General features: G+C 59.2%; 15 protein-coding genes. 6 read left to right on the plus strand and 9 right to left on the minus strand.

What is annotated here, in order from left to right; genetic code table 11:
- Positions 1 to 106: 106 nt before the first annotated feature.
- The 6 genes from B2X55_RS09360 to B2X55_RS09385 all read right to left on the minus strand — a co-directional run bounded on the left by B2X55_RS09360 (position 107) and on the right by B2X55_RS09385 (position 9661).
- The gene (locus B2X55_RS09360; protein WP_286821877.1) at positions 107 to 733 is read right to left on the minus strand and encodes a sigma-70 family RNA polymerase sigma factor; all 627 of its coding nucleotides are present in this window, start codon (positions 731 to 733) and stop codon (positions 107 to 109) included.
- Between the two features lie 48 nt (positions 734 to 781).
- Complete coding sequence (locus B2X55_RS09365) at positions 782 to 5113, minus strand: translocation/assembly module TamB domain-containing protein (RefSeq protein WP_286821878.1); 4332 nt, start codon at positions 5111 to 5113, stop codon at positions 782 to 784.
- A gap of 79 nt (positions 5114 to 5192) precedes the next feature.
- On the minus strand, positions 5193 to 6755 hold the full coding sequence (locus B2X55_RS09370; protein ID WP_286821879.1) for a TolC family protein: 1563 nt from the start codon (positions 6753 to 6755) through the stop codon (positions 5193 to 5195).
- An 84-nt stretch (positions 6756 to 6839) separates the two neighbouring features.
- On the minus strand, positions 6840 to 8126 hold the full coding sequence (locus B2X55_RS09375; RefSeq protein ID WP_286821880.1) for an MlaD family protein: 1287 nt from the start codon (positions 8124 to 8126) through the stop codon (positions 6840 to 6842).
- Positions 8123 to 8878, minus strand: a complete 756-nt coding sequence (locus B2X55_RS09380) for an ABC transporter ATP-binding protein (RefSeq protein ID WP_055161259.1) — start codon at positions 8876 to 8878, stop codon at positions 8123 to 8125. The genes B2X55_RS09375 and B2X55_RS09380 overlap by 4 nt, the downstream gene beginning before the upstream one ends.
- A gap of 15 nt (positions 8879 to 8893) precedes the next feature.
- Positions 8894 to 9661 (minus strand): MlaE family ABC transporter permease, encoded by a 768-nt coding sequence (locus B2X55_RS09385; RefSeq protein ID WP_414683497.1) that lies wholly within the window; start codon positions 9659 to 9661, stop codon positions 8894 to 8896.
- A gap of 192 nt (positions 9662 to 9853) precedes the next feature.
- On the opposite strand from B2X55_RS09385, the gene rnhA reads away from it, so the two are divergent.
- On the plus strand, positions 9854 to 10549 hold the full coding sequence (gene rnhA / locus B2X55_RS09390; RefSeq protein WP_286821883.1) for a ribonuclease HI: 696 nt from the start codon (positions 9854 to 9856) through the stop codon (positions 10547 to 10549).
- Positions 10550 to 10591: 42 nt separating this feature from the next.
- On the opposite strand, the gene serS is transcribed toward rnhA, so the two are convergent.
- Both serS and B2X55_RS09400 read right to left on the minus strand, forming a co-directional pair.
- Complete coding sequence (gene serS, locus B2X55_RS09395; protein ID WP_036375570.1) at positions 10592 to 11872, minus strand: serine--tRNA ligase; 1281 nt, start codon at positions 11870 to 11872, stop codon at positions 10592 to 10594.
- A gap of 175 nt (positions 11873 to 12047) precedes the next feature.
- A complete protein-coding gene (locus B2X55_RS09400; RefSeq protein WP_286821885.1) occupies positions 12048 to 12764 on the minus strand; it encodes an aspartate/glutamate racemase family protein in 717 nt (238 codons plus the stop codon).
- Positions 12765 to 12920: 156 nt separating this feature from the next.
- On the opposite strand from B2X55_RS09400, the gene B2X55_RS09405 reads away from it, so the two are divergent.
- Positions 12921 to 13874, plus strand: coding sequence for a LysR family transcriptional regulator (locus B2X55_RS09405; protein ID WP_255240737.1), 954 nt, complete (start codon positions 12921 to 12923; stop codon positions 13872 to 13874).
- Between the two features lie 98 nt (positions 13875 to 13972).
- On the opposite strand, the gene B2X55_RS09410 is transcribed toward B2X55_RS09405, so the two are convergent.
- Complete coding sequence (locus tag B2X55_RS09410) at positions 13973 to 14959, minus strand: diaminopimelate dehydrogenase (protein WP_286821886.1); 987 nt, start codon at positions 14957 to 14959, stop codon at positions 13973 to 13975.
- A gap of 253 nt (positions 14960 to 15212) precedes the next feature.
- On the opposite strand from B2X55_RS09410, the gene B2X55_RS09415 reads away from it, so the two are divergent.
- The 4 genes from B2X55_RS09415 to B2X55_RS09430 are packed head-to-tail and all read left to right on the plus strand — an operon-like array spanning position 15213 to position 18629.
- Complete coding sequence (locus B2X55_RS09415) at positions 15213 to 15716, plus strand: PTS sugar transporter subunit IIA (protein WP_286821888.1); 504 nt, start codon at positions 15213 to 15215, stop codon at positions 15714 to 15716.
- Between the two features lie 23 nt (positions 15717 to 15739).
- A complete protein-coding gene (locus B2X55_RS09420) occupies positions 15740 to 16570 on the plus strand; it encodes a PRD domain-containing protein (protein WP_286821889.1) in 831 nt (276 codons plus the stop codon).
- A 44-nt stretch (positions 16571 to 16614) separates the two neighbouring features.
- A complete protein-coding gene (locus tag B2X55_RS09425) occupies positions 16615 to 17997 on the plus strand; it encodes a PTS transporter subunit EIIC (protein WP_286821890.1) in 1383 nt (460 codons plus the stop codon).
- Positions 17994 to 18629, plus strand: a complete 636-nt coding sequence (locus B2X55_RS09430; protein WP_286821891.1) for an HAD family hydrolase — start codon at positions 17994 to 17996, stop codon at positions 18627 to 18629. Before B2X55_RS09425 ends, B2X55_RS09430 begins: the two co-directional genes overlap by 4 nt.
- Positions 18630 to 18638: the final 9 nt, after the last annotated feature.

The following is an 18638-nucleotide window of genomic DNA, read 5'->3' on the forward strand; positions in this document are numbered from 1 at the left end:
GGTCACTCCGTATCGGCATGCCGTATCGCGCGATATGCGCAGATGCCATGCGACCATCTGCTGTTTTCCAGTGTTTTCTGGCCATTTTCACTCAATTGCTCGCCTTTCACCAGTAATGCATGAAACGCGAGAGCATGCCGCGGATGCGGCGGATGCCCGTCTTCTGCAGGCGGTAGATGTGCGAGGAGCTGACGTGCAGGGCATCGGCCATGCCCGCTGCGTCCTCGCGACAGAGGTATATGCCCTCGAGCACAGCCCGCTCCTTGTCCGGCAGCCGCGCCATCGCCTGGTGGAGATGGCGCGCGAGCTCGTGGCTCTCCGCCTGCTCCGGCACCGACGCCGCCGTGTCGACGAGGTTCTCCTTGAGGCTGCCGCCCTCGAGATTCTCCTCCAGGCAGGCGACGTCGACCTGTCCCTCGCGCCGCAGGAAATCCATCATGCGGCCGCGGATGCGGTGCACGGCAAACAGGCTGAAGGCTACTCCGCGCGTGTGGTCGTAGCGCTCTGCGGCCTCGATGAGGCCGACCGTGCCCTCCTGGATGAGGTCGAGCACGCAGTCGAACTGCGCAAATGGCGCCGCCTGCTTGAAGACGAGCGGCTGATACGATTCGATGAGCCGCTGGCGCGCCTCTTCGTCGCCGCGTTCCTTGAACGCGGCCCAGAGCTTTGCTTCCTGCGCGCGGTCGAGTGTCTTGACCTTGCGCAGTTCCTTCATGTACTCACTGAGCTGCATGCGGCTCACCTCCTCTCATTGCTGCGACCATTGCTCAGAGGACTGCTATCAGAAATGGATGCGGGCTTCGAGGCCCACAATGAACCTCTGAGCTTCCTTCTCCAGCGACAGTCCGAAGCGGTCGTTCATGTCGTACTGCAGGCCGAAGCGGTGCGTATCGTCGCCGCCAATCTGCTGCGTGTACTTGAACATGACCTTGTCTGAGATGTACTTGCCCATCTCGACGTGATAGACATCGATAGCCTTGTTCGACTCCTCGTCGTGCGTGTCAAAGGCAGAGCCGCTGCCGCGCGCAATCGTGAAGCGATCGAGCCAGAGCATGTTGCGCATGACGTCCTCGACCTCCGACAGGAAGCTCATCTGCAGGCCGACGATCAGGAGGTCGCCGGCGTCGAGATTGGCCTGTCCGGCCTTGTAGGCGTCGCGCAGCGTCAGCAGTCGGATGATCTCCGACTGGCTCATCTCCGGCGTCGACTTCAGCGTGAACGTCATGTTGTCGAGCGGGCCTGTGATGGAGAGGAATACCTTGGCCTGCGTCAGGCGCGTGTCCGCCAGGAACGTGATGCTCGGCAGGAACGAATCGACCTGGTTGAAGTAGGCCGTGCCCTCGCGGACATTGAACTCCGTCTTGAGGTAGTTGATCGTGCCGCCGCGCTTGACCGACACCGAGCCCGACGTCTTCGGATGGCGCGTCGTGCCGCCGAAGTGGACATTCCCTGTCAGGTACATATCGTAGAGGTACGAGCTGTAGGCATGGACCCTGTCGCCGATATTGACGTCAGCGTCGAGGATGATGTCCGGCAGCTCGCCATCGCTGTCGGGGATGGCCGGCACAGAGATCGTGCAGTCCGCAAGGTCGATCTGACCCGAGATCTTCGGCAGTTCCAAGCCAAAGAACTTGTCGTTGTTGACGCGCAGCTGACCGCTCAGAGGGCCCTTGAAGAAGTCGCTCTCGATGTCGAGCTTGTCCGCCGTCAGCGAGAAATCGTACGAAGCAGGTGTCAGTCCGTTCATCTTGAGCGTGCCCTGCCCCGCATACGTACCTTCGCCTATTTTACCAGAAAAATCGCGGACTGTCATGGTGTCGCCATTAAAATCGACCTGGGCCGCCATGGCCGTGACGGGCACAGTGAGCGGCTTGAACTTGACCGCACCATCCGACAGCGAGACGCTGCCCTTGACGAGCGGGTGCGCCGGCGTACCCGTGATCTCGAGCTTGCCCTTCGTCGGGCCGAGCGCCCAGTCAATCTGGTCGGAGACAAACGGCAGGATGGAGAGGTCGGCCTGGTCGAGGCTGACTGTGAGCTTGATGCGCTCGTAGTCGTTGAGCTCTTCTTCCCGATTGGCAAAGAGCGCCTTTAAAGGCACGATGCCCTTGGCCGAAGCCATGTAATCCTTGCCGTTGATGGACTTTTCCACCGAAAAGTTCTTGACATCGACGAGGCCATTCTTGAGGTGGAACTCGCCATCCAGCGCATCAAAGGTCGAGCCCTGGAAGCCGCCGTTGTTGGCCGCGATCGTGACATCGGCAGACGGATTGCCCGTCGTGCCGCCAAACGCGGCCTCGATGTCGGCCGTGCCGTGCACCTTGCGCTCGAGGCCGGCCGACTTCGTGAACATGCCGAGCGCGAGTTTCTGCGCCGAGAAGTGTGCGGCAATCGGGCCGCCGATCGTCACCGTGCCGCCCGCTTCGAAACTGCCGTCCGTGCCCTGCTGGCCCATGAGCTTATCGATGTAGATGACGTGGTCCAGGAGGTGGAGGTTGATATTGACATCGTGGACATCATAGCCAGAGATCTTGCCGGCGTCCAGCCGGCCGATGACGGTGAGCTCCGGGTTGTCGTATGTGCCGCCGACCTGGATGTCGCTGCTGAGCTTGCCGGTGACGATGTCGTTCTTGAAGTTGCCGATTGCCGTGATGGCATTGATGTCGCCATCCTGGACCTTGATGGTGCCATCCGCGTCGTGCGTGTCGACGTTGATGGAAAGCGCCGCCTGATAGCTGCCGCCGCCCTGGCGGAAGCCGAACTGACTGACGCTGACGACGCTGTCTTCGTAATCGACCATGCCGCGGATGTCCGTGATCGTCTGGTCGTTGAGCGTGATGGAGGGAGACGTCAGGATGCCGTGGAACGTCGGGGCCATCAGTGTGCCGCCGATCTCGCCGGCGAAGGTGCCCTTGCCGCTGACCGGGTACGGGAACTTGTTTGCAAAGCGCTCCATGTTGATCTCGTGGACGCTCGCGACCATGTCGAGGTTCCAGTTGCGGTCGACCGTACCGTTGAGGTCCATGTCGACCATCGGTGAGAAGACGTGGAAGTCCTGCAGGCGCGTGAAGCCGTCCTCCATGAAGTAGTCGCCGTCCATGCCCGAGAGCAGGATACCGTTGTAGCTGCCGCGGTAGAAGTGGATGTAGCCGACGGCATTCGGGTGGTCGAGCGTGCCCGTGATCTTGATCGTATTGTCGACGTTGCCTGTGATCGGCTGGTCGGGGAAAGCAAAGGCCGCGATGTCCTCCATGCGCGCGCCGACCGTGTCGATGCGCATGTCGATGCGCCGCTCGCCCGTCAGGCCGACGGAGCCGTCGACGTACCAGGTCTGCTTGCCATCCTTGACGAGCGAGAACTCCTCAATCGTCACGCCGTCGAGGCTGCCGCCGGCGTTGAATTTCAGGCTGTCATACGGCTGCTTGAAGAGGCTGCCGTTCATCGCCGTGAACTTGAAGTTCACGGCCGGATCCGTGATGTCGCCCTGTACCGTGCCCTCGAAATCGCCGAAGCCCGTGACATCGGCCTCAGGGATCAGTGTCCGCACGAGCGAGAGGTCGACATGGCCGCCGTAGAACGCGAGGTCGAGACTGCTGCCATCCTTTACCTTGCCCTCGATGCCGAGAGTCGAGCGGTGCGGCAGATTGAGGCTCGCGTAGTCTATCGTGATGTCCTTGCCCTGCGCGAAGAACGAGGCCGCGAGGCTCTCAATGGGCAGGTCCTTGTAGGAGCCATTCTTCAGCTCCGCACTGCCGTACGCCTGCAAATCGCTCGTGTCCGAGCCCTTGCCGGAGATGCCCATGTTGCAGGAGATGCGGCCCGTGAGGTCCGCGAGCTCCGGGACGTAGGCAGCTGCCTGCTGCACATCGATGTCACTGGCCGCGAGGTGTGCCGTGTACGTGAGGTCTGCCGGCGAGAAGACGCCCTCGCCGCGCGCCGTGCCGCCAAAGGCATTGACCGCGACATCCTGAAGCGAGACGCGGCCGTCCTCGTAGCGGACGTGCGCGCGCGCATTCGCGAACGGGATGCCCGCCGCCGTGCCGGAAGCGACACGGACCGTGCCGTCGGCGACAGGGTCAGCCGCCGTGCCCGTGACATGCGCCTTGACCGCTGCCGCGCCCTCGTAGGGGATGTCCTTGAGGACCTTTGAAGGATCAAAGGAATCCGAAGCGACGTGAAGGTCGAGATACGGCGCCCCCGTGTCGTAGCGGACCTTGCCGTTGACATGGGCCTGCTGGCCGGCCGCCTCTGCATCGGCAGAGAGCAGCGCCTCCGCATCCGTGAAGGAAATAAAGCCGTGGATGTCGTCGACCTGCGTCTCCTTGACCTTGACGGAGCCGCCCTCGTACTCAGCCTGCCCCGAGAAGGAGAGCTGGCTGCCCATGTACTGGCCCGCGACCTTGGCCTTCGTCACCGTGCCGCCGAGGACCTCGATGCCGTCCGGCAGCGTGCCGTCCGGCAGCAGCGGCAGGACGTTCATGACGTCGAGCCCCGAGAGCTCCGCGTTGAAGATCTGGCGCTCCTTGCGGTAGGTGCCCGAGACTTCTACAGAAGAATCGAGGCAGTTCGCCTTGGCTGAGAGCTTCAGCACGGGGTAATCCGAGAAGTCAAGCGAGCCCTCGATGGCGCTGGCTGTGACCTCGCGGCCCTGCGCCGTGACCGTTGCCTCGCCGTCCTCCACCTTGACCGTGCCGAAGAACGAGCCCTCGCCCGAACTCTTCGTCTCGATGTCCTCGACATTCCAAGTGCCGTCCTCACGCTGGACGAGGCTGGCCTTGACATGTGAGAGCGTGACCGACTGGACGGCGTGCGCGGGGTCGCGATATGCAGAAAGCAGGCGCAGCTCCACCCGGGCCGTGTCGGCCTGGGCGATGCATTCCGCCTGCTTATCATAGATGGCAAGGTCATGGATCTCGAGATCATGAAGCGAATTCACCTTGATGGAGCCGACGGAGACGGGCACGCCGAGCGCCTCACTGGCAGCAGTGGCAGCCGTGCTCTCTACCTTGTCCATGAACGCACTGGTCTGTATGTAATACCAGATGCCGCCCAGTACCAGCATCAGCACGCCCATGAGCACGCCGACACCTATCCCGATGGTTTTCCGTTTCATGACAATCTCCCCAAAATTCACTTCCGAAACTCCTGCGACTTCTTGCTATGGAATTGATGTATGGACTTTGGTCCGAGGCTCAGTGCGCCATATCCGAGGCGACGGCCTCACTCGTGACCGTCGCGGCCGAAGGATTCTCTGCCGCATCGGCCGACTTCTGAACGGTCTGAGCCGCCTGATCCGTATCCTGCACCGTAGCGGCCTCAGCGGCTGCGTTGGCCTTCTCGAGCTTCTGCAGCTGCTCCATCTCAAAGACGGCATCATCCTTGAGCTTGGCCGCCTCGCGGGCCTTCGGAGCCGTCGCGCCCGCCTGCTCTGCTTCCGTGTACTTGACGACATCGAGGTCAACAGGGATGCCCATCGCCTTGTCGAGCGATGCCTTACTCGTGTTGTAGTTGTAGAGGGCCGTGTAGTAATTCGTGCGGGCCGTCGTCAGCTTCTCGTTGGCGTCCATGACGTCGAGGTTCGTGCCGACACCGGCGCTGTAGCGGACCTGCGCGATCTTGTAATCTTCTTCCGCGCGCGTCACGGCGACGGACGTCGTCTGGATGTTCTTCTCGGCAGCCTGCAGGCCGAGATAGGCCGTGCGCACGTCGAGGCGGATCTGGTCATCCGTCTGGGCGGCCTCTTCCTGTGCCTTGGCGAGCGCCATGTTGGCCGACTTGATGGAAGCCTGCGTCAGGCCGTTGTCAAAGACATTCCAGGAGGCATTGACACCAGCCGTCCACGTCTCCGTGTGGTCTTTGTTGAATTCCTTGTCACCTGCAATGGCCTTTGTTGCCACAGCGTTGACCGTCGGCTGATAGCCGGCCTTGGCCGTCTCGACAGCAGCTTCCGCCATCTTGACGGCATAGCGCGCCGCCGCGCCGTCCGCGCGGTTGTCGAGCGCGTAATTCGTGCAGTCATCCTGCGTCAGGTCGTACTTCGTGTACTTGAGCTGGTCGCGGATGTCGAGCACCGTGTCCGTCGGCAGGCCGATGACATTGTTGAGCGTCGAGACCGCGATGTCGTAGTTGTTCTGCGCCGTCACGAGGGCCTGCTGCGCGTTGGCGAGCTGGACCTGCGAGGCGAGCACGTCCGACTTGGCGACAGTGCCGACGCGGTACTGTGCATTGACGTTGTCGAGATGCTCCTGCAGCGTGTTGACCGACTCCTGGTCAACATCGATGAGGTTGCGGCACTGCAGGATGTTGTAGTAGTCCGACGTCGCCTGCAGGCGGATGGCCTGCTTCGTCTCCTCGAGCGCGAGGTCCTGCGCATTGAGGCCATAGCGCGCCTGCTTGATCTGGCCCTTGACCGAGCCATTGTAGAGCGGCATGCCGAGCTGCAGATTGTTGCCGAACTGTCCGCCGTCAATCATCTGTTTCTCATACGTGTCACCGCCGATGCGGTAGGCCGTCGTATTCCAGGAAAACGTCGGGCCCATCGTGCGGCGCGCTTTCGAAAGCGTCCACTTGGCCGTGTCGACATCCGTCAGGGCCTGGCGGATCGTGCGGTTGTTCTCGAGTGCCATCTGCACGCTGTCGTGCAGGTCGAGCTGCACCGTGTCGGCGGCAAAGGCCGTGCCCGAGACAGCGGCCGTCATCAGTCCCGTGGCGATGAGGGCAGTCAGTTTCTTGTAGAAGCGGTTTTTCTTATTCACAGTCAGTTCCTCCTCAGAGAAAATGTAGCATGTCTTTCTTAAATCTTCATTCGAGCATCATTACAAAGAATGTGTACCCGTATGTCAGAACGACTGGCGCAGGCCGACGTAGGCGGCGCGCTTGTCGCTGTCGTTGACATCATTCCACTGGCCCATGAGCCAGGTGCCGGCGTCATTGAGCTCGTACTGCGCACCGAGGCGCAGCGACGGGTCATTTGGGTCCATGGCGTCGACCGAGAAGACGAAGCGCTTGCCGGCATAGGCGTCGAGGCCGACTCCGATATCGCCGTTGATGACGCCGCCGCGCACGGCATAGCGCTCCGAGCGGCGGCCTACTTCGAAGTTCCCGCGGTTGCCGTCCCCGATGTCATCGAGTCCGGCCCGCAGAAAATTTCCCGTCTCTGGCCCCAGATCCACGTTGAAGTTCGCCTGCCAGTCATCCTTCGCCCCGCTGTAGAGCAGGTCGGCCGATGGCTTGACTTTGATATCTTCGAGCTTGCCCATCATATTTCCTGCTTTCTCAGACATCTGGCGCGCATTGCGGATCGTCGTCTTGATGTCCTCAGCCGTCTGCGGGTCGCCGACGGCGCCGTCCATATTCTCGGCGATGTGCGCGATGCGGTCGCTCGTGTCCTTGATGTTCGCGAGCGTCAGGCGCAGGTTCTCGGCCGTCTGCGGGTCAGCGCCGACCGTGGCGAGATTCGTCATCATCGCCTCGACCTGGTTCATCGTGCGGTTGAGGCCGGCAGATGCCGCATTGAGATTCGAGAGCATGCCCGTGATGTTGCCCTGATTCTCGCGCATCGTCTGCTCCATCGCCGCGACGAGGCCGTCCATATGCGCCGTCATGTCGCGTATGTTGACGGCCATCTGCAGGAAGTTCTTCTGGAAGTCCGGATTGCCCATGACCTGGTTCATCGAGTCGAGCAGTGCTTGGACCTGGTCCAGCACGCCGCCCGCCTTATCCATCAGGGAATCGAGCCCCTCTTCCTCCTGGCCAATCAGGTAGTCGCCGTCGCCGAGGTAGATGCCCTGGTCCTTGCTCGGCAGGATGTTGATGAACTTCTCACCCATGACACCCGCCGAGGCGACCGTGACAGACGAGCCCTTCGGGATCTTAGCATTCCCGTCGATATCGAGGGAGACAGTCACGCCGCCGCCGTCGTTGCGGATGCTCTTGACCTTGCCGACCGGCACGCCAGAGAGGCGCACGACCGACTGAGGCTCGACGCCGATGACCTGCTTGAAGCCCGCGTAGAGCGTATAGCCCTTATGTCCCGACAGGGAAACGCCGGAGAGCAGCATGGCCACCGCCACGAAGAGCACGACACCCACAACGGTGAACGCGCCTACTTTTGCCTCTGTCGTCATATTGTATCCTCCTTTTCGGTCTTGACGGTGCGCAGCGTGCGGAAGAATGCCTGCACGCGTGCATCCTGTATCTTCTTGAAGCGCTCGACTGTGTCGATGGCGATGAGCTCGCCCTCGTAGATCATCGCAATGCGGTCCGAGATGCGGCAGGCGCTGGCCATGTCGTGCGTGACGACAATGCTCGTCACCGAAAGAGCCTTCTGTGTGTTGATGATGAGCTCGTCGATCTTCTCGGTCATCAGCGGGTCGAGGCCTGAGCTCGGCTCATCGTAGCAGATGATCGAAGGCTCGACCGCGATGGCCCGCGCGAGGCTCACGCGCTTCTTCATGCCGCCCGAGAGTTCGTTCGGCATCATGTTCTCGACGCCGTCGAGCCCGACGAGGTGCAGCTTCTCGCGAACAATCTCTTTGATGTCCGCGTCGCTGAGCTTCGTGTGCTCGCGCAGGCCGAAGGCGACGTTCTCACCGACGGTCATCGAGTCGAAGAGCGCCGAATACTGGAAGACCATGCCCATCTTGAGACGGACCTTGTTGAGTTCCGCCTCGCTCATCGGCACGATGTCCTGCCCGTCGATGAGGATCTGGCCACTCGTCGGCTTGATGAGGCCGATGAGCAGGCGCAGGAATGTGCTCTTGCCAGAGCCGGAGCCGCCGATGACGGCGAGCGTCTCGCCGTCCCGTATCGTCAGGCTGATGTGCTTGAGCGCTTCCTTATCGTCGAAGCGCATGCACACGTCTTTGAATTCAATCATACTCCATCCTCCCCATCAGTACAGCAGGAACGTCAGCACGGCGTTCAAGAGGAAGATGACGATGATCGAGGCGACGACCGTCTTCGTCGTCGCCCGGCCGACACCCTCCGCGCCGTCGGGGCAGTGCAGGCCGTAGTAGCAGCCGAGCACCGCGATGACATTGCCGAAGAAGATGGCCTTGATGACGCCGCCCGTCATGTCAAAGAGTTCCGCAAAGATGTGGATGGAATTCATGTAGCTGTACGTCGTCAGCCCCTTGTAGAACACGGCGATGAGCCAGCCGCCGAAGACGCCGATGACGTCGCCGAAGACCGTGAGGATCGGCACGACGATCATGCAGGCGAGCATGCGCGGCACCAAGAGGTAGTCGACAGGGCTCACGGCCATGACGCGCAGCGCGTCGATCTGTTCCGTGACCTTCATCGTCGCGATCTCCGCCGTGATGGCAGAGCCGACGCGGCCGGCGCAGACGACGGCGACGAGCACCGGGCCGAGCTCGCGGCCGATCGCGATCGTGACGATGCCGCCGAGCGTGCCCTGCGCGCCGAAGCGTATGAGGACGTCGGCCGTCTGCAGTGAGATGACGACGCCCGTGAAGAGCATTGTCAGGCTGACGATCATCAGCGAATCGACACCGAGATGCGACATCTGTGCGAGGATGTGGCGCAGGCGCGGCTTGTGGCGCAGCGCGCGGATCGTCTCGCCGTAGAGCATGATGATCGTGCCGAGCTCCTCAAAGCGCCGCAGCACAAAAGAGCCGATGGCGCTGAGTATGCGAAGCAGCATGAAGCTCCCCCTTCCTTTCTCATTTCTTCTTTCCCTGTGGAGTACTTGTGCATAAAGCTCCATAATTACGATTGTAGCAAGCAATCCAGAAATAGTAAAGAAAAGTTTACTATTTGAACGGCAAATTTTTGATTCTTTTCTATGCAAAAATCTCTTATAATAAAAGAAATCACCGATTGGGAGGACATCATGCAGAAAAAAGTATATGCCGTACGTGTTGGCCGCACCTGCGGGCTCTTCACGAACTGGCCGGAATGTCAGAAACAGGTGGCAGGATTCCCCGGGGCCCGCTACAAGAGCTTCACGAGTGCACAGGAAGCGCTCGCCTGGCTTGCAGGCAGCGATGTCCCGCATAAAGAGCCGGCGCATCCGGCACGGCCTCTCGTCAAGCCGACCCGCCCGCGCCCTGCGGCCGTCCAGATGCCGCTCCGCCCCGACAGCGAACAGGACTTCGTCATCTACACCGACGGCTCCTGCCTGCGCAACCCCGACGGCCCCGGCGGCTGGGCCGCCGTCATCCGCGAGGTCGCGACGGGCACAGTCACGGAGCTCCACGAGGGCAGCCCCGCGACGACGAACAACCGCATGGAGCTCTCAGCTGCCATCGCGGCGCTCAGGTTCCCAAAAAGCCCCGCGAAGATTGCGCTCTACACCGACAGCCAGTACCTAAAGAACGGCATCACGAAGTGGATGGCGGGCTGGAAGCGCCGCGGCTGGAAGAAGGCCGACGGCCAGCCCGTGCTCAACCAGGACCTCTGGCAGGAGCTCGACGCGCTCTACAGCCGCCACGACGTGACCTTCCACTGGGTCAAGGGCCACGTCGGCGTCGAGCTCAACGAGCGCTGCGACCGGCTCGCCAAACGCGAGGCCATGCATTACCGCTGAACCAAAAAATGCTGCACGCATCGCGTGCAGCATTTTGCTATCTCATTCCGGCTTCTTGATGACTTCGACGCCGCCCATGTACGGTACGAGGACCTTCGGGATGCGGACGGAGCCGTCTTCCTGCTGGTAGTTCTCGAGGATCGCGGCGACCGTGCGGCCGACAGCGAGACCCGAGCCGTTGAGCGTGTGGACGAATTCCGGCTTGCTCTTGGCATCGCGGCGGAACTTGATGTTCGCACGGCGCGCCTGGTAGTCCGTGCAGTTCGAGCACGAGGAAATCTCGCGGTACTTGTTCTGCGCCGGGAACCAGACTTCAAGGTCGTACGTCGTCGCCGACGTGAAGCTCATGTCGCCCGTGCAGAGCTTGACGACGTGGTACGGCAGCTCCAGAAGGCGCAGGACGTCCTCAGCAGCGTCGACCATCGTGTCGAGTTCATGCCAGCTCGTCTCCGGCTTGACGAACTTGATGAGCTCGACCTTGTTGAACTGGTGCTGGCGGATCAGGCCGCGCGTGTCGCGGCCGGCGCTGCCAGCCTCGGCGCGGAAGCACGCCGTGTAGCAGCTGTAGTACTCCGGCAGCTTGCTGCCGTCGAGGATCTCATCGCGGTGGTAGTTCGTCGTCGGCACCTCAGCCGTCGGCACGAGGTAGTAGTCGAGGCCCTCAAGCTTGAACATGTCATCGGCAAACTTCGGCAGCTGGCCCGTGCCCGTCATGCTCGCCTTGTTGGCGATGTACGGTGCGAGCATCTCCGTGTAGCCGTGCTTGTTGGCGTGCAGGTCCATCATGAAGTTGATGCAGGCGCGCTCGAGGCGGGCGCCGAGTCCCTTGTAGAACGTGAAGCGCGCGCCCGTGACCTTGGCAGCGCGGTCGGCGTCGAGGATGTCGAGCTCCGTGCCGAGATCCCAGTGCGCCTTCGGCTCGAAGTCGAACTTCGTCGGCTCCCCCCACTTGCGGACCTCCGGGTTCTCCGTGTCGTCCTTGCCGATTGGCACGTCTTCGCGCGGCATGTTCGGGATGTGGAGCATGATGTCGCGGAGTTGGGCCTCGACGTCCTTGAGCTCCTTGTCGAGCTCCGAGATCTTGGCGCCGACGGCGCGCATCTCGAGGATCTTCGCCTCGGCATCTTCCTTGTTCTTCTTCATGACACTGATCTCCTTCGAGACCGTGTTGCGCTGGCTCTTGAGCGCCTCAGACTCCTGCAGGAGATCGCGGCGCTTCTTGTCGAGACCTTCAAAATCATCGAGATTCAGCGGGTTGCAGCGGTTCTTGAGCATCTGACGGACTTCGTCGAGATGTTCGCGCACAAATTTGATATCCAACAATGTTCTCACACTCCATTATGATTCCAACGACGGCACCGACCGGCCCGGCGCAGGTTTTCGTGATTCATGATTTCTTCTAAAGTATCATTATATCAGCTTTCGGAAAGCGTGACAAATCTCCGCCACCAAAAAAAGGTTCCCGAAGGAACCTCTTTCCGTTTGTCATGCCCTCATGTCACGCCTTGTGCGGCAGATGCGAGATGACCTTAGCGCCGGCCTTCTGCACAGCAGCCTCGGCGAGCACTTCCGTCGCATCGATGAAATTGCCCTCAAGGTGATACATCTCCACGGCCACCGGCACTTCCGTGCAGCCGAGCACGAAGGCCTCGCAGCCATCCTTCGCCATCTGGGCGAGCGCTTCGCGCACCGCCGTCGTGTCGAAGTCCGGATTGCTCGCCTTGACGCCGTCGTAGATCATCGCATGGACGGCCTCTTCGGCCGCGCCCTGGGGCTGTACCGCCTCGACGCCGGCCTCGGCGAGCGCACGCTGGTAGATGCCCGACTTGCAGGTGCCGGCCGATGCGAGCAGACCGACCTTCTTGAAGCCCTCGCGCGCACAGAAGGACGCCGTCTCCTCAATCATGTTGACGAACGGAACCTTGAGGTGCGGCATCATGCGCGGCAGGAAGTAATGCGCCGTGTTGCAGCCCATGATCAGGAAGTCCGCGCCGGCATCCGTCAGGCGGTCTGCCGACTTCAAAAGCTCCGGCAGCGGGTCTTCGCCCTCGCCGAGGATGGCCGCCGTGCGGTCGGGGATATTCGTATTGTTGTCGACGAGGATGGGGATGTGCTCCTGGTCCTCGCGCGCATCCGTCGCGAGGATGACCTTCTTCATGAGATCCACCGTCGCCATCGGGCCCATGCCGCCGATAATACCGATTGTCTTCTTCATCGTGACCACTCCTCTATGCTGCAGCGCCCTCGCGCCCGCTCGTCTTAAACGTTTCTTCTTGTGAATAGCATAGCATTGTGATAGCCTATAAACAAATACATATAAGTGTATATTATCTATCCAAATATTTTATGGTATATAGGGAGTTTGATTCACATGCAAGGAATGGATTACGTCTACGCAGTCTGGCAGGAAAAGAGCTTCTCCGCAGCCGCCCGCAAGCTCTTCGTGTCGCAGCCCGCCCTCTCGGCCTCCGTGCGCAAGGTCGAGCGCGAGCTCGGCCTGCCAATCTTCAACCGCAGCACCACGCCGCTGCAGCTGACAGATGCCGGCCGCGCCTACATCGACGCGGCCGAGCGCATCTTCCGCATCAAGCGGGACCTCAAGAGCTACTGCGATGACCTCGCCGGACTCGAGAGCGGCACCCTGCGGCTCGGCGGGACGAACTTCTTCGCGTCCTGCTTCCTGCCGCCGATGATCGAGGCCTTCAGCAGCCGCCATCCGCACATCGCGCTCTCCGTCACCGAATCCGATTCCGCCGACCTCTTCAACAAGCTCGCAACCGAAGAACTCGACATCATCGTCGACAGCGGCATCTACGACGCGGCGCTCTACGAGGCCATCCCTTTCTACCAGGATCACCTGCTGCTGTCCGTACCGGCCTTCCTGCCCATCAACAGGGAATTCGCCTCGTATCTGCTGACGCAGCAGGACATCATGCTCGGCCGCCACCTGCGCCCCGACGTGCCGGCCGTCCCCCTCTCAGCCTTCCAGGACACGGACTTCCTGATCCTCGGCAAGGGGAACGACATGTTCCGGCGCTCGCGCAAGCTCTTCCAGAACAACAGCATGACGCCGCACGTCCGCCTCTACCTCAATCAGCTCATGACAGCCTACCACATGGCACGCCAGGGCCTCGGCGCGACCTTCCTGACTGATACGCTCGTGCGCCTGTCTGCGCCCAACGAGGCGCTCGTCTACTACAAGCTCGACGACCCGAACGCCCAGCGCCAGATCTTTCTCGCCCTGCAGCGCAGGGGCTACCGCACCAATGCCATGCAGGGCTTCATCAAGAGCAGCCTCAATCTCTACCAGGATGCCCCCGCCTGACAAGCTGCCGCCAGCTCAAAGCAAGAACGCTGCCGTACCAGACAAAAATCTGGCGCAGCAGCGTTCTTGCTATATGATGGATGCGATGTGAATCGGGCTCAGAGCAGATGAGCGCGCAGCTCTTCTCCACTCTGCTCACAAAGATAAGCCGGAGCGATATCAAGAACCGTACGGCAGCCCGTCTGGCCTTCCTTTGCCAGACGATAGGCAGCCCGTGCGTAAGCAACGAGGACACTCGTCGTGAATTCCGGATTGGAATCGAGCTTCAGCGAGAACTCGATGATATGGTTATGCTCCTTCTCGTGGCCCGTAGCGCCCGAACGGATGACGAAGCCGCCGTGTGCGAGGCCGCTGTGATCGCGCTGGAGCTCCTCTTCGCTGATGAAGTGTACCGTCGTGTCGTACTCATCGAAGTAGTTCGGCATCGTCTTGATGGCGTTCTCGACATAGGCGGCATCAGCGCCGTCCTCGAGCACGACGAAGCACTCACGCGTGTGCTTCTCCCGCGTCGTGAGTTCCGGGTTTGCGCCCGAACGGACGGCCTCGAGAGCACTCTCAACCGGCACAGTGTACTGCTTTGCGTCCTTGACGCCCTTGATGCGACGGATTGCATCGCTGTGGCCCTGGCTGACGCCCTTGCCCCAGAACGTGTAGTCCTTGCCGTCCGGCAGGATCGCATTGCTGTAGACGCGCGCGAGCGAGAACAGGCCCGGGTCCCAGCCGACCGAGATGATGCCGAGGTGGCCGCTCTCCTTCGCCGCCTTGTCGACGTCGGCGAAGTGCTCCGGGATGCGCGCATGCGTGTCAAAGCTGTCGATGACATTGAAGTACTTCGCGTACTCCGGCGTCTGCTTCGGCAGGTCCGTCGCGCTGCCGCCACAGAGGATCATGACATCGATCTTGTCCTGCCACGCTGCCACATCCTTGACATTGACGACCGGCACGCCCTGCGACCAGATCTTGACGGAAGAGGGATCGCGGCGCGTGAAGACTGCGACGAGCTCCATATCCGGATTCTCTTCGACTGCACACTCAACGCCGCGGCCCAGATTGCCGTAACCAAGGATACCAATGCGAATGCTCATGAAAAAGCCCTCCTGTACGATTCATTATTGCAACATCATTATACTATGCGAAAAAAATATAATCAATAATACAAAACTTATATTTATATTATCTGAAAATTTATTATTGACAAAGTAGCTAAAAAATGATATTCTTGTCATAGATACAAGGAATGTTACTGCAAAGCAGGCATAACCGCGATCGAGACGGACTTCGTCCGCCGATCTTGTTATGCCTGCTTTTTATTATGTCTGAAAACTGGAGGTACGCATTATGAACTGGCACAATCTATTCAAGAAAAAGACTCCGGCCTTGCGGCCGCGAATTCTCAAGGACAACATCCTTTATGCTCCCACACAAGGAACATACCTGCCACTCGATAAGGTATCCGATCCTGCCTTTGCCAGTAAGAGCATGGGCGACGGCTTTGCCATCGTACCTGAAGGTAATATCCTCTATGCACCGGTCAGTGGCTCAGTCGCCGGAACATTCCCGACCGGTCACGCCCTCACGCTCAAGAGTGATAACGGACTGGAAATCCTGATCCATGTCGGTATCGATACGGTTGAACTCAACGGGCAAGGATTCGAGATTATCGCTCAGCAAGGCCAAAAGGTTACAGCTGGTGATCCTCTCCTGCGCTTTGACCCGGTAGCCATCCGGAAAGCCGGTTACGATCCCACCATCATGATCATCGTCATGAATCCCCGGGATATTCACCTGACACCACTGGCGGAAGGCAGTGTCCAGGCACTTGACGAGATAATGAAGTTTTGATTATAGAAGGGAAGGATGCCATTGTGAAAATTGAACGAATCTACAACAACAATGTCATCTTGGCTCATGACGACAAGAACGAAGAAATCATCGCCATCGGTAAGGGCCTGGCATTCGGCCGTCATGTCGGCGATACCATTGAAAAAGACCGCATCGAAAAACTCTTCATCCTGCGGGACAAATCCATCCAATCCAAACTACAGGCAATCCTCAGCGATATCCCTTCTGTCTACCTGGAAATCGTGGAAGAACTCATACAAGAAATTCATGCAACGTCAAATCTAACGCTCAATGAAAGCATTTATCTAACGTTGACCGATCACATCAGCGTTTCCCTCGAACGAGAAAAGCAGGGCATCCTCTGCCGCAATCCCCTGTTGCCGGAAATCAAGCAATTCTATCCGCAGGAATATCGGCTGGCCCGTCTGGCAGTAGGTATCATCCGGCGGTATCTGCAGGTGACGATATCCGATGACGAAGTTGGCTTCATCACCCTCCACATCGTCAACGCCAGCGTCAATCAACAGATGATGGTAACCGTGAAAGCGACACGTATGGTCCGGGACATCCTCACCATCATTCGCCAGGCATTTCCCGATAAGATTGAAGCTAAGCCGCTGCTTTACCAGCGTCTGGTCCGCCATCTGCAAATCTTTACGAGGACCCTGCTCACCGTCGAAAAAATCGAAGACAACAGCAATTATTTTTATAAGCTCGGCAAGACACAATACGGTGATGCCTACCACTGCGTAAAAACCATCAACCATTATGTAAAGGAAAAAACCGGCAAAACCATCACAGATGGTGAGCAGGGCTATCTTCTGCTCCATATCATCAATTTGATTTATTCCTAAAAGCAAAATCCCTGCATCATGGCACTCAAGAAGGAGGAAAATTCATGAATGCAAAAATGATCAATCAAATCGTAGATGCCGTCGGCGGTGCCGACAATATCTGTTCCGTCGTTCACTGCTCCACCCGACTGCGTTTCTCGCTGCGCGACGAAAAAAAAGCCGATGATGCTAAAGCACAAAGCATTCCCGGTGTTCTGTCCTTAGTGAAGAAAGGCGGCCAATATCAGCTGGTTATCGGCAATGATGTGGATCTCGTTTACGATGCCCTGATACAGAAATATCCGCAGTTGCAAAAGGACCAGGCTCCAAAGCAGGCAGTTCCTGCCAAGAAAAAAGGCATCGTCAATGCCATCCTCGGCGCGATCACCGGTTCCATCGCCCCGGTCGTCCCCTTACTGGCCGGCTGCGGCATGGGCAAGGTTCTGCTGCTCGTCCTCGTCATGAGTGGGCTGCTCACTAAAGCCTCCTCTTCCTACATCCTGCTCAATATGATTTTCGATACAGGATTTTACTTCATGCCAGCCTTCATCGGGTTCTCCGCAGCCAAGATGTTCGGCTGCAATGCTTTCATGGGCGGCTTTATCGGCCTGGCCATGGTTCACCCGACCTGGACAGGGCTCGTTGCCAAAGGGGTCCCCGTTGACTTCCTCGGTGTACCAGTCCTGCTGGCCAAATATTCTTCTACCTTGATCCCGATCCTGTTATCCGTCTGGATCATGTCTTATATCGAAAAAGGCGTCAAGAAGATTGTGCCGGGTATGGTCAAAGTTTTCCTTGAGCCCATGCTCATCGCCCTCATCAGCGTGCCATTGGCTCTCGTCTGCATCGGTCCGCTCGGCAATTTGCTCTCGCAGGCCATCGCCGATGGCAGCATGTTCATCTACGGAGCCCTCGGCGCTGTTGCACTGGCCATCTTGGCGGCTCTCTACCCCTGGCTCGTTTCCGTCGGACTGCATAAGGCCCTGAGCCCGATCAGTATCATGCTCGTGGCTCAGCAGGGGTTTGACCCCGTTATCCGCGTGGTTGCACTCTGCTCCAACATGTCTCAGGCGGCAGCCGCCCTGGCTGTTGCTTGGAAGACGAAGAACAAGGCTCTGAAATCCCTTGCCTTCTCCTCCAGCATGACCGCTTATCTCGGCGGCATCACAGAACCTGCCATGTACGGTGTCAACCTCAAGCTCAAGCGCCCAATGTACGGCTGCATGATTGGCAGTGGCATCGCCGCACTCTTTGCCGGTTTTGTAAAGCTCAAGGCCTTCATCTATGTCACGCCAGGACTCCTGAGCATGGCTATGTGGATTGGTGAAGACGAAAACTTTATCCTGCAAGCACTCATCACCCTCGTGATTGCCTCCATCGCCACGTTCATTGCCACCATCATGATTGGCTTCGAAGATCCTGAAGAAAACAAGGAGGAACAAGCATGAAAGCATTCATATTCGATATGGACGGGGTCCTCATTGACAGCGAACCACTGCACATCGAAGTAAAGCTCGAGACATTCCGTCATTTCGGCATACCATTCCCCCCGGAGAAGCTGCCGTCCTTTGCCGGCCGTACGAGCAAGGATCTCTTTACTGAGGCGTTGCTTGCGCATCCCCAAGCAGGACTCACCTGGCAAGAACTCGCCTCCTTCAAGCACCAGCGCTATATCGACCGGCTGATACACGATCCTTCCATTCAGCCCATCACCGGAGTAACCGAGCTTTTACGGCACCTGCGCAGCAAGAAGTTCCGCATTGGATTGGCCTCCTCATCTGGACGCAATATCATCGAGATGGTACTGAGCCGCTTTGGCATCCGGTCCTACTTCGATACCATCGTCAGCGGTGCAGAACTGCCGCACAGCAAGCCATACCCTGATATCTACCTGAAAGCAGCCGAAGGGCTGGGCATACCACCATGTGACTGCACAGTCGTGGAAGATGCCACAGCCGGCATCGCTGCTGCCAAGGCTGCTGGCATGACCTGCATCGCTTTCCACAACCCTCATTCCGGCCAGCAGGATCTCAGTCAAGCTGACCGTATCGTCGAACATTTCTCAGAAATCCTTGTCTAACTTCGCCCC

The sequence above is a fragment of the Mitsuokella sp. UBA4253 genome (assembly GCF_002395285.1).
GTDB classification, from domain to species: domain Bacteria; phylum Bacillota; class Negativicutes; order Selenomonadales; family Selenomonadaceae; genus Mitsuokella; species Mitsuokella jalaludinii.